This is a genomic window from Corynebacterium sp. HMSC074A09 (genome assembly GCF_001811545.1).
Taxonomy (GTDB): domain Bacteria; phylum Actinomycetota; class Actinomycetes; order Mycobacteriales; family Mycobacteriaceae; genus Corynebacterium; species Corynebacterium hiratae.
This window is the reverse complement of the sequence record NZ_KV805129.1, coordinates 1-12,004: the sequence shown is the minus strand read 5'-3', so window position 1 is coordinate 12,004 and position 12,004 is coordinate 1. Positions and strand designations below refer to the sequence as shown.

9 protein-coding genes are annotated in these 12,004 nt (G+C 61.3%); 4 read left to right on the top strand and 5 right to left on the bottom strand.

What is annotated here, in order from left to right:
• Positions 1–27: 27 nt before the first annotated feature.
• The gene (locus HMPREF2807_RS03665; RefSeq protein ID WP_198531369.1) at positions 28–966 is read right to left on the bottom strand and encodes a hypothetical protein; all 939 of its coding nucleotides are present in this window, start codon (positions 964–966) and stop codon (positions 28–30) included.
• A gap of 307 nt (positions 967–1,273) precedes the next feature.
• Positions 1,274–3,088 (bottom strand): 2-isopropylmalate synthase, encoded by a 1,815-nt coding sequence (gene leuA, locus HMPREF2807_RS03660; RefSeq protein ID WP_070510598.1) that lies wholly within the window; start codon positions 3,086–3,088, stop codon positions 1,274–1,276.
• Positions 3,089–3,366: 278 nt separating this feature from the next.
• On the opposite strand from leuA, the gene HMPREF2807_RS03655 reads away from it, so the two are divergent.
• Positions 3,367–4,569: a mannosyltransferase family protein gene (locus tag HMPREF2807_RS03655; protein ID WP_070510596.1), complete on the top strand. Its 1,203-nt coding sequence runs from the start codon at positions 3,367–3,369 to the stop codon at positions 4,567–4,569.
• On the opposite strand, the gene HMPREF2807_RS03650 is transcribed toward HMPREF2807_RS03655, so the two are convergent.
• On the bottom strand, positions 4,566–5,438 hold the full coding sequence (locus tag HMPREF2807_RS03650; RefSeq protein ID WP_070510593.1) for a DMT family transporter: 873 nt from the start codon (positions 5,436–5,438) through the stop codon (positions 4,566–4,568). The two genes, HMPREF2807_RS03655 and HMPREF2807_RS03650, sit on opposite strands and share 4 nt — an antisense overlap.
• A 146-nt stretch (positions 5,439–5,584) precedes the next feature.
• On the opposite strand from HMPREF2807_RS03650, the gene HMPREF2807_RS03645 reads away from it, so the two are divergent.
• Both HMPREF2807_RS03645 and HMPREF2807_RS03640 read left to right on the top strand, forming a co-directional pair.
• Positions 5,585–6,850: an aspartate kinase gene (locus tag HMPREF2807_RS03645; RefSeq protein WP_070510591.1), complete on the top strand. Its 1,266-nt coding sequence runs from the start codon at positions 5,585–5,587 to the stop codon at positions 6,848–6,850.
• A gap of 19 nt (positions 6,851–6,869) precedes the next feature.
• A complete protein-coding gene (locus HMPREF2807_RS03640; protein WP_070510590.1) occupies positions 6,870–7,907 on the top strand; it encodes an aspartate-semialdehyde dehydrogenase in 1,038 nt (345 codons plus the stop codon).
• Positions 7,908–8,019: 112 nt separating this feature from the next.
• Here HMPREF2807_RS03640 and HMPREF2807_RS03635 read toward each other — a convergent pair whose 3' ends face one another.
• Together HMPREF2807_RS03635 and HMPREF2807_RS03630 are read right to left on the bottom strand one after the other, a co-directional pair.
• Positions 8,020–9,342: a YkvI family membrane protein gene (locus HMPREF2807_RS03635; protein ID WP_046647898.1), complete on the bottom strand. Its 1,323-nt coding sequence runs from the start codon at positions 9,340–9,342 to the stop codon at positions 8,020–8,022.
• Positions 9,343–9,621: 279 nt separating this feature from the next.
• Positions 9,622–10,170 (bottom strand): RNA polymerase sigma factor, encoded by a 549-nt coding sequence (locus HMPREF2807_RS03630; protein WP_046647897.1) that lies wholly within the window; start codon positions 10,168–10,170, stop codon positions 9,622–9,624.
• Between the two features lie 174 nt (positions 10,171–10,344).
• Here HMPREF2807_RS03630 and HMPREF2807_RS03625 point away from each other — a divergent pair, with 174 nt between their 5' ends.
• Positions 10,345–11,901, top strand: a complete 1,557-nt coding sequence (locus HMPREF2807_RS03625; RefSeq protein ID WP_046647896.1) for a catalase — start codon at positions 10,345–10,347, stop codon at positions 11,899–11,901.
• Positions 11,902–12,004: the final 103 nt, after the last annotated feature.

The following is a 12,004-nucleotide window of genomic DNA, read 5'->3' as shown; positions in this document are numbered from 1 at the left end:
ACTCCGTGTCCAAAAAGTCGCTAGACATCACAAAGCTAGCTTGAGCCCAGTGCTAGCCGCAGCGATCTTTGTTCCGGTCACGGCAACCGCCCCGGCAGAGTTGAGGGACAGGGCTTGTGCACTCTGCGTGGCAGCAGTACCGGCGGTCTTCGCTGCGCCGGTCGCCTCAAATCCGCCGGCTGGAAGGCTGGCTGCGTGTGCCTTGCCACTGTTGGTGACCTTCACGGCCGCTGCGCCCGCGGCGGCAGCGATGATTCCGGCGGTTCCCACGGCGAAGTGGCTTTCCGGCGTGCCTTCTTCGGAATAGACGGTGAGGGTTGGTTGTCCATCCGATATGAAATATGCGCGGGCGACTGCGATGAGGCCCTCGTGATTGAATCCTGCGATGGTATCGCTCAGCCAGGGAGCCCGCTCCCGCGGAATCGTGGCGACGAGTTCGTCATCAAGGTGAACCTCGATGGAGCGTCGGAAAAAGTGCCGGTTATTGGTCAAACGCACAAGGAGGTGCGCAGGGTGCGTCGGTAGGGAACTGGCTGGGACCGCAAACTCGGTGATGTGCAAAGCGCGCTGGCCACTGAGCATGCCCCACCGCTGAGCCGGGGGAATATTGAGCGGCACGCACAGGCCAGGCTCTGGGAGGAGGACCTCGAAAGCAGGAATGGTTTCTTCCGCCGCATCCTCGCGGAGTGCGATTTCTGCGGTGGCTTGTGGGGTCAGCCCCGCGTCAATGATCCAGTCCAGCTCCGAGTAATCGGCAGCTTGGGAGGCGGGGATCACGCCCACGATGTCTTCGCCGTGATGGACGCGAAATCCTGTACTTGAATGTCCACTCAAAGTGACGGGGAGATGACTGCTTTCAGCTAGCGATAGCAGCTGCAGGAACATCTCTGGGTTTACGGTGTCAACCGTCAGGCGACGCGGTGTGCCAAACCCGTGGTGGGGAACCACATAGTTAGTGACCGTCATATTGCTCGCCTTCGCTGAGTGGACCACGTCGGATGCATACGGCCGGGCGGGTTCGCCGTGAGCATTGGGAATGCCGAAGCCCAGACTGAAGCTCTGACTAGCCGCACGAAATGTTTGAAAAATCTTTATTGCAGTGCAGTTACGCTGCTTAACTATATCGCTCTGAGTTCTGGCCTACAAGAAAGCGCATTCAGCGGGATATGGTGACCAGGAATTTTTGCGCATAGCTTAAAGCTCGGATGCTGGAAGCTAGGGAGGAACGTGCTCCTCCCTAGCTGCACTGTTGTTAAGCCTGGCTTTGCCTGGCTTAGTCTGCGCGGTTGACTGCGGACGTAATCGCGTTGATGGATGCGCGCGTCGTCGAGCCAGCGATGCCCGCGCCCCATACCTGGGCGCCGTTAACCTCGGCGGCGATGTAGCAGGCGGCCTCGGCGTCGTCGCCAGCAGTGCGGGATTGCTGGGAGTAGTCGATGACCTCGAAATCAATTCCGACGTCCTCCAGCGCATTGGCGTACGCGGCGATGGGGCCATTGCCGATGCCGGAGACAACGCGCTTCTCACCGTTGAAGACGATGGTCGCGGTTACCTTGGCGTCCTCGCCCTCTGTGGTGGAGTTGTCCACCTGGAAGGAGACCAGCTCTAGCGGGGAGGTGCGCTCCAGGAATTCGTTGGCGAAGATGTCCCACATGTTCTTGGAGTTGACCTCGCCACCTTCGGCGTCGGTCACCGCCTGCACGACGGAGGAGAACTCCGCCTGCATGGCACGCGGCATGTTGATGCCATGGTCGGTCTTCATGATGTAGGCTACGCCGCCCTTGCCGGACTGCGAGTTGACGCGGATGACCGCCTGGTAATCGCGGCCGACATCCTTCGGGTCGATGGGCAGGTAGGGAACTTCCCAGGTGGTTTCCTGCAGTTCCTCCCACGACACCTCGGTGTTGTTGGCGCCGGGGCGTACCTCCTGGGCCAGGGCATCCAGGCCCTTGTTGATGGCATCCTGGTGGGAGCCGGAGAAGGCCGTGAACACCAGCTCGCCGCCGTAGGGGTGGCGCTCCGGTACACGCAGCTGGTTGCAGTACTCCACCGTCTCGCGGATCTTGGGCAGATCGGAGAAATCGATCTGCGGGTCCACGCCCTGGGTGAGCATATTCAGACCCAGCGTGACGATGTCTACGTTGCCGGTTCGCTCACCGTTGCCGAACAGGCAGCCTTCGATGCGATCTGCGCCGGCCATGTAGCCCAGCTCGGCGGCGGCAATGCCTTCGCCGCGATCGTTATGGGGGTGCAGTGACAGGATGATGGAGTCACGCTTGGCAAAGTTGCGGTGCATCCACTCGATCTGGTCGGCGTACACGTTCGGGCTAATCATCTCCACCGTGGACGGCAGGTTGATGATCATGGGGTTGTCCGGGGTGGCCGCCATGATGTCGACGACGGCATCGCAGACCTCGACGGCGAAGTCCAGCTCGGTTCCCGTGAAGGATTCCGGCGAGTACTCCCAGCGCCAATTGGTATCCGGGTAATCCTTGGCAATGCTCTTGATGAGCTCCGCGGCGTCCGTCGCCAGTTTCTTAATGGCTGGGCGGTCCTTGCGGAAGACCACGCGGCGTTGCAGCTTCGAGGTGGAGTTGTAGAAGTGCACGATGACGTTCTTCGCGCCCTGGCACGCCTCGAAGGTACGCCGAATCAGGTGCTCGCGGGCCTGGACCAAGACCTGGATGGTGACGTCTTCGGGGATCTTATTGCCCTCAATGATCTCGCGGACAAAGTCGAAGTCCGTTTGGGAAGCGGAGGGGAAGCCCACTTCGATCTCCTTGTAACCCATGGCTACCAGCAGGTCGAACATGCGGTGCTTGCGCTGCGGGGACATCGGATCAATCAGGGCCTGGTTCCCATCGCGCAGATCCACCGCACACCACTGCGGGGCCACAGTAATCTTCTTATCCGGCCACGTGCGGTCCGGCAGCGTGACGGGCTCGACCTCCTGGGCGAAGCTCTGGTAGCGGTGGACCGGCATCGAGGAGCCGCGCTGCTTATTCCAGGCGGGCTGGTTCTCGTTGCGCGGGCCGGCCGGGGTGGTGATTTCGCGGGGAGCGGAGATGAAAGAATCATTGGGGGACATGGTGTTTGTTCTCTTCCTTGTGTGTGGCCTGAGGCGTTTGTTTCGCCGCGTTGCTGTGATGAGCAACGATGTAGTGAATTGTGGGGACGGCCAGCTGTGGTGTGTGTTGGCATCACCACGCTCCGCGACGGGGCGCTGGCCGTAGAGTTACAAACCTAAATCCCGCCGCGGCTACTAAGGAGAAGAGTGTGCCGCAAAGTCATGTGAGCCACAATACAACGCTTCCCACTCTGCGGCAACTGGTTTCACATACTGGGATGGGGTCGCGGGTGGCTAGGATGTGTTGCGTGCCTGAAGAAAACACCATGACGACTGCTCCGGAACCTGGGAAGAAGACTGCGCCGGGCAAGGAACCGGATGCCGCCCCGACCCCTGAAGGTGTGCTAGGGGTACTTTCGCTGCTGCCCATGGCCGTGCTGGTCGCGGTAGTGGGCACTGCAGTGCGCATCGCTGTGCTGAGCGGCATCGCAGCCGTTAACGAGCAGGAGCTGTGGGATCAGCTCACGGCCTGGGACTCTAAGTACTACCTGGAGATTGCGCGCGTAGGTTATTTCGATGCGGACATCCATACGGATGGGCCGGTCCATGAAATCACTATGGCTTTCTTTCCGGGTTTTCCCATACTGTTGCGGGTTCTGGGGTGGACCGGGATCAGCCTTGAGGTAGCTGCCCTCCTTGTGAATACTCTTTTTACCGCGGTGATGGCTGCTGGAGTCATGGTCCTAGCGCAGCGCCTGGGGGCAGGGCGCCGTGGGCAATGCGCCGCGGCCATCGTGGTCAGCAGCGCTCCGATGTCCATTGTGTTTTCCATGCCCTATACGGAAGCCCTCTTCGGGGCCCTTGTGGTGTGGGGACTCGTGGCGCTGGATGAATGCGATTGGTGGAGCGCCGCGGCTTTCGGTATTGCCTTGTCCTTTGTCCGGCTGACCTCCGTGGACTTCCTTGCAGTTTTTGGCCTGTGGGTGCTCCTTTACGGGCGGCGTTCCTGGCAGGCGTGGCTCAGCCTGATCGTGGCGTCGCTCCCGCTGCCGGGCTACTTGCTGTGGACGCAGCGCTACCTGGCGGAGGCTGGCGGCTACTTCGGCATCCAAACCGAACACTGGAACTCCACCTTCGACGGGGGAGTTGCCACCGTGCGGTTCGTGTGGGAAACCTTGACGGAGAACAACGATGTGGGCTACTTGCTCACCGTGCTGGTGATCCTCGGTGCCCCCGTGTTGCTCATCGCGGCCTGGGGGAAGGTTAACCCGGTCGCCTGGTGGTTTAGCGCTGCGTTATGTGCGAATGTGCTGCTTTCCGACGGCATCATGCACTCGCGCCCGCGACTTCTCCTGCCCGCAATCATTCTGGTGCTGCCGTGGGTTGTGCGCGCCGCCACGGCGTGGCGCCCACGCATGCTGTGGGCTGCCTGTGGCGCATGGGTCCTGTGGTCGGCGTGGTTCTCCGCCTACATGCTGGTGGTCTTTGAGTGGGCGATCTAGTGCGGGCTTTGTTCCGCGAGCCGCGTGCTTCCCGGGTTGACCGGAATGCGTGACAGGACGATCGTGGCGGCGATCATGATGATGAGCGAAGCCCCCATCACGCACCAGCCCGCGATGCTCTCGACCTGGAATTTCTCGCCCAGGACCCAGTAACCCAGGCCGAAAGCCACGATGGGTTCCATGATGGTCATCGCGGGAAGCGAATGCGCAAGAGCGCCGGCGTGGAAGGAATACTGCTGGATCACCGTGCCGGCAGCCGCCAGCCCTATGAGCACGTACAGCTCCCAGCTCGCTAGCAATGCTGCGATGCCTTGGTGGGAGAGGACGTCAACCACCGCTTTCGCTACGAGCGCCACGTAGCCGTAGAGGATGCCGCAGGCGCTGCCGAGCGCGAGTGCAGATTCCTCCGGCCGGTTATAGGCCGCCACAAAGAGTGCGGCGAGTGTCAGCGCGCCGAGGGCGAAGGCGGGCCACCACTGGGACCAGCTGGGCGTCGTCAAGCCTGCGGTGGGGCGCCCATAGACCACCATGATGCCCACTGCGACGGTCAGTGCCAGGCACCAGAAGACCTCCCGCGCCGGCATCGGCCGCCGGGAATACCACGCGGCGAGCGGCAGCGTGAACATGAGGGACAGGACGAGGATGGGCTGAACGATGAGCAGCGTGCCGAAGTGGAGTGCGATGAGCTGCAAGGCATAGGCAGCGACGGCGGCTCCGGTGCCAATCCACCACAGGGGAGTGCGAATTGCGGTGCGCATGACGGTCCTGGAGCTGGCGTCCAACACGATGCGGTGGCGTATGACAGTGCCCCAGGCCACGACTAGTGCCGAGGCCAGTGCGAAAGCAACGGCAACCAGGTTTGAAAGCATCGTTTCCACCTTACCTGGAATTAATATCCAGCACGTGTTTCGATGGTAGCCAAAGGGCGGTAGTCTAAAGGAGTTGACTGCCGGTCTATAGGTATTGGGCGGTGAACAGGTAATGGCCCTCACAAACAGGAAAGGTGGGACCGTCAGTGGCCCTAGTCGTACAGAAATACGGGGGATCCTCCCTCGAAAGCGCAGAGCGCATTCGCGCGGTGGCGGAGCGCATTGTGGCGACGAAGAAACAGGGCAACGACGTGGTTGTCGTGTGCTCCGCCATGGGGGATACCACCGATGAGCTCCTAGACCTCGCCGCCCAGGTCAACCCCGTCCCGCCGCAGCGCGAGATGGACATGCTGCTGACCGCTGGCGAGCGCATCTCCAATGCGCTCGTTGCCATGGCAGTGGAGTCCCTCGGTGCGCAGGCTCAATCCTTCACCGGCTCCCAAGCTGGTGTGCTCACCACTGAGCGTCATGGTAACGCCCGCATTGTCGACGTCACCCCGGGCCGCCTTACCGAGGCGCTGGATGCAGGAAAAATCTGCATCGTCGCGGGTTTCCAGGGCGTCAACAAGGAATCGCGCGATGTCACCACCCTCGGCCGTGGCGGATCGGACACCACCGCGGTGGCGCTGGCGGCAGCGCTCAAGGCCGATGTGTGTGAGATTTACTCCGATGTCGACGGCGTCTACACCGCTGATCCCCGCATCGTTCACAACGCCCAGAAGCTCGAGCAGCTCTCCTTCGAGGAGATGCTGGAGTTGGCCGCCGTGGGCTCTAAGATTCTGGTCCTGCGCAGCGTCGAATACGCCCGCGCGTTCAACGTTCCCCTTCGAGTTCGCTCGTCTTATTCAAACGACCCCGGCACGCTGATTGCCGGTTCAATGGAGGATATCCCCGTGGAAGAAGCAGTACTAACCGGCATCGCAACCGACCGCTCCGAGGCCAAGGTCACCGTCCTGGGAATCCCGGACCGCCCGGGCGAGGCCGCCAAGGTCTTCCGCGCTATCGCGGACGCCGAGATCAACATCGACATGGTCCTCCAGAACGTCTCCTCCCTGGAGTCCGGCACGACCGACATCACCTTCACCTGCCCGCGCTCGGATGGGCCGAAGGCAATGGAGATTCTGGCCAAGCTCAAGGAAGACGGCCACTGGGCCAACGTGCTGTACGACGACCAGGTGGGCAAGGTTTCCCTGGTCGGTGCCGGCATGAAGTCCCACCCCGGTGTCACCGCGGACTTCACGGAGGCATTGCGTGACGCAGGGGTCAACATGGAGCTCATCTCCACCTCTGAGATCCGCATTTCCGTGCTGACCCGCGAGGCCGATCTCGATAAGGCTGCCATCGCTTTGCACGACAAGTTCCAGCTCGGTGGCGAGGAAGAGGCCACCGTTTATGCTGGTACCGGACGCTAAAAATTAAGGAGTAAAGGTCATGACCACTGTTGCAGTAGTTGGTGCCACCGGCCAGGTCGGCCGCGTGATGCGCACCCTCTTGGAGGAGCGCAACTTCCCGGCCGATACGGTTCGATTCTTTGCCTCCGCCCGCTCGGCGGGCCAGGAGCTCACCTTCCGCGAGGACAAGGTTGTCGTGGAAGACTTAGCGGAGCAGACCGTCGAAAGCCTCGCTGGAATCGACGTCGCCGTGTTTTCCGCCGGCGGTGGCACTTCGAAGGAATACGCTCCGCTCTTCGCTGAGGCCGGTGCCATCGTGGTGGATAACTCCTCTGCCTGGCGCAAGGACCCGGACGTGCCGCTCATCGTCTCGGAGGTAAACCCGCAGGAGAAGGGCAATACCCCGAAGGGCATCATCGCGAACCCGAACTGCACGACCATGGCGATCATGCCGGTCACGAAGGCGCTTCACGACGCCGCCGGTCTCACCACCATGCGCGTCGCCTCCTACCAGGCCGTTTCCGGCTCAGGCCTGGCAGGCGTGGAAACCCTGGTTAAGCAAGTAGCGTCCATCGGCGACCGCAACGTTGAGCTCGTCCACGATGGCTCGGCGCTCGAGGTCTCCGAGGAGGATCTGGGCCCCTACGTCGCCCCGATTGCGTACAACGCGCTGCCGCTGGCCGGCAACCTCGTCGATGATGGCACGGAAGAAACCGACGAGGAGCAAAAGCTGCGCAACGAGTCCCGCAAGATCCTGGGTATCCCGGAGCTCAAGGTCTCCGGTACGTGCGTGCGCATCCCGGTGTTCACCGGCCACACCATGGTGGTGCACGCGGAGTTTGAGAAGCCGATTACCCCGGAACAGGCCCGCGAGGTACTGTCGTCCGCACCGGGCGTCAAGGTCGTCGATGTGCCGACCCCGCTGGCGGCAGCCGGCATCGACCTCTCCTTGGTCGGGCGCATCCGCCAGGACCAGGCGGTCGAGGACAACAAGGGCCTTGTCTTCGTAGTCTCCGGCGATAACCTGCGCAAGGGCGCCGCGCTCAACACCATTCAGATTGCGGAGCTGCTGGTCTAAAGCAAAGCTGCAGCGAGTTTTAGAACCCGCATAAATAAGAAAAGTCCGCCCCCAGATATCACTCTGGGGGCGGACTTTTTGTGAGTAATGGGAAAGGGGGTGTGCGGAAGGGCTAGTCCTTCGGCACCTCGGGCTTCGTGTGCTCCACGAAGGTCACAGAGGGTTCCGGATCCTCGCGGTCGTATTCAATCTCATCGTCAGCCTCGAGCTCCTCGTGGATCTCATCGGCAACGGTGGAGACGAACTCTTCAGTTTCCATGTTGGAGGCCGCTGCCAGCTTGCGCAGCTCGCGCTCGTTCTTCTTGGTGAAGTGCTCGCGCGGGTCCAGGCGGCGCTTGACCAGGGTGCGGGCGCGCACGCGGCGGTCAGACTCGGAGGTGATCTTGTCACGTTGGGTAATCCACGTGATGACCATGACGGCAATCATGAGCAGGCCGATCCAGCCCAGAATCGGGTAGACACTGGAGACCAGCTGCTTGAAGCCGATGAAAGAGAGGATGAAGCCCACGACACAGGCGCCCGCGTAGACGGGGTAGAAGAGCTTCGGCTTCTTGCGGGTCAGGCGCTTGCCCATGGCGTAGAACATGCCGATAGCGGTGTTGAAGACCATGCCGTAGATGATGAAGGTCATGAAGTAACCCAGAGCCGGGTTCACGTGGTTGATCAGCGTCAGCACCGGCAGGTCCTGCTTGTAGACTTCCGGCGCCACCATGTAGAGGGAAACCACGAGGAGAGCGAGCAGAAGCAGGTAGAAGAAGCCACCGATGAGGCCGCCAACACCGACGGCACGGTTATCCAGGATGTTGCCGCCGATGACGATGGACATCGAGACCGCGCACATGACGTTGAGGCCGGTGTAGTTCAGCGCAGCCAGCCACCAGTTGCTGAGCGGACTCTCGACGTTGTTGACAGCAAACTCATTGGCTTGGGACCAATCCACGTCGGTCACGATGATGGTGTAGCCGGTGGCCAGAACCACGAAGATAATGATGAACGGCGTAATCGCGCCGATGACGTTACTGACCTTATCCACATCGAGGAGGCCTACCAGCAGGACGAGCACGAGCATAATAGCGCCGCCCACCCAGATGGGCACACCCTCGAATTGCTGGCTGATGGTGGAGCCACCACCGGCGAACATGACGAAGCCGATGGAGAACAACGTGGCCAGTGTGCCCCAGTCCAGGATCCGGGAGACGATGGGCCCACTAATGTTGTCGTACACTGCCGTGTGCTCATCGGCCTGGAAATAGGAGCCAAGCTGCAGAATTGCTACACCAGTAATAATCATGAGGGCGGAGGCGAGGAGTACGCCCCACAGGCCCATGTTTCCGAAAGCCACGAAGTACTGGAGTGCTTCCTGGCCGGAGGCAAAGCCGGCGCCGACGACGACGCCGATGAAGGCCATGGAAATGGCCACTGCGCGTTTCCACATAAGGTAAAGAGGTCTCTCAATCTCACACGCGCCGGGGGAATGCCATCACTACCCAAGGTGTGGTGCGGGCAATTGGGAAAGCCTCGCGGGCCCGGTTCGACTATCGATTTATCACGTGTGCCTCGGAAAAGATTAGGCGCCGTCTATCGGTGTTTTCCAGCTGGGGCTGAGGTTTCCTTAAGGATAGGCAGTGGCCGGGGGTGTCAGAATTTGCCGTTTGGCGCATGTAGATGCAGGTTCTATGGCCGGCCAAGCCGATTTGTAACGGCTCGATAACGATTAGCCGCGTTGGTTGATTAAGTCCTTGCGGGCCCGGGCCACGCGGGAGCGGATAGTGCCAACACGAACCCCGGCGATCTTCGCGGCCTCCTCGTAGGTATAGCCCAGCACTTGAGTCAGGATGAGGGCTTCGCGGCGGTCTTCTGGGAGGGCGTCGATAAGCGCGCGAGCGTCGATCCACTCGCTCCACGTTCCGGCGTTTTCGGGAGTTGCTGCGAGGGCAGCGGCGTCCTCGTACTCGGTGGCGGACTTGCGCGGGCGGGCCATATCGTGGCGGATGTTGTCCACCCACACGCGGCGGGCAAGAGAGAGCAGCCACGTGCGCGCTGAGGAGCGGGCGGCGAAGCGGGGGAGTGCGCCGATGACGCGCAGGTAGGTCTCTTGGGTGAGGTCATCCGCGATGTCCGGGCCGCCGAGGTGGGCGAGCAGGCGCCAGACATCATCTTGGGTGGACTTAATGAACTCCGTGAGGGCTGCGCGATCGCCACGGCCTGCCTTGAGGGCGAGGTCGGTGACGCGCGCATCGTCGCGCTCGGAGTGTCGTTTCACCTCCCATAACTTACCAGTCGGGGGAGGCAGGACTTGGGTGCCTCGGGCTTAAGGCCGTGAACTCTGGCAACGCCAAAAACTGTTGCGCAGGTCATTTTTTATGGGTAGGCTATGAAAGGTCCGTGATTGATAATGTAAAGCAAATTATCAACCGATCTAGGAGGCATTAACCCCATGACTAACGCTTCGAATGAGTCCGCGGCAGACAAGGTTCTCGACAAGGGCCAGCGCGCCCCGGGCGGCCCGAACACAACCCGCCCCTCCGGTCAGCCAATTGCTACTGAAAACACCAGCATCACCGTGGGTCAGAACGGCCCAGTGGTGCTCAATGACATCCACCTGATTGAGAAGCTGGCGCACTTCAACCGTGAGCGCGTGCCGGAGCGCACCCCGCACGCTAAGGGCCACGGCGCTTTTGGTGAGCTGCACGTTACCGAGGATGTCTCCGCCTACACCAAGGCAAAGCTCTTCCAGAAGGGCACCGTGACCCCGATGATGGGCCGTTTCTCCACCGTTGCCGGCGAGCAGGGCTCCCCGGATACCTGGCGTGACGTCCACGGCTTCGCGCTGCGCTTCTACACCGAGGACGGCAACTACGACATCGTGGGTAATAACACCCCGGTCTTCTTCATCCGTGACGGCATTAAGTTCCCGGACTTTATCCACTCCCAGAAGCGTCTGGGTGCCAACGGCCTGCGTGATGCTGACATGCAGTGGGATTTCTGGACCCGCAACCCGGAGACCACCCACCAGGTGACCTACCTCATGGGTGATCGCGGTACCCCGAAGACCACCCGCCACCAGAACGGCTACGGCTCCCACACCTTCCAGTGGGTCAACGAGTCCGGCGATGCCTTCTGGGTGAAGTACCACTTCAAGACCCGCCAGGGCGTGGAGAACTTCACCGACGCCGAAGCCACGGAGATGGCTGGCAAGAACGCGGACTACCACCGCGAGGACCTCTACAACGCCATCGAGGAAGGCAACTTCCCGGTCTGGGACGTCAAGGTCCAGATCATGCCGGTGGCGGAGGCTGAAGAGTACCGCTTCAACCCCTTCGACCTCACCAAGACCTGGTCCAAGAAGGATTACCCGCTGGTCGATGTCGGATACTTCGTACTCAACCGCAACCCGCGCAACTTCTTCGCGCAGATTGAGCAGGTTGCCCTGGATCCGTCCAACATTGTCCCGGGCATTGGGCTGTCTCCGGACAAGATGCTGCAGGCACGCGTCTTCGCGTACTCCGACCAGCAGCGCTACCGTATCGGACCGAACTACAAGCAGCTGCCGGTGAACCAGCCGCTCAACCAGGTCAACACCTATGAGCACGAGGGTCCGATGCAGTACCTGTTCAACGCCCCGGAGGATCCGGTCTACTCCCCGAACCGTCACGCTAAGGGCGGCGGCTACCTGGATGGCGATGAGAACCTGCGCTTCAAGGAGCAGGAGACCACCACCGCTCCGGATCTCTACGTGAACCCGGACCCGGCAGGCATCGACCTGGTGCGTGCGCCTTATATCCACCACGCTGAGGACAATGACACCGTCCAGGCCACCGACCTGTACGAGAACGTCTACGATGACGACGCCAAGGAGCGCCTGGCGGACAACATCACCAACGCTATGGCCGGTGTGTCCCCGGAGACCGAGGAGCGCGTCTACGCCTACTGGGATGCAGTCTCCCCGCAGCTGGGCAAGCGCGTGCGCGAGCTCTTCGCTGAGAAGAAGTAATTAACGCATACGCGTTAATTACGTAACCCCAGTAGCCCCGCCGGTCTAGTTCATTGAAGCTAGTTCCTGGCTGTGATGTCTAGCGACTTTTTGGACACGGAGT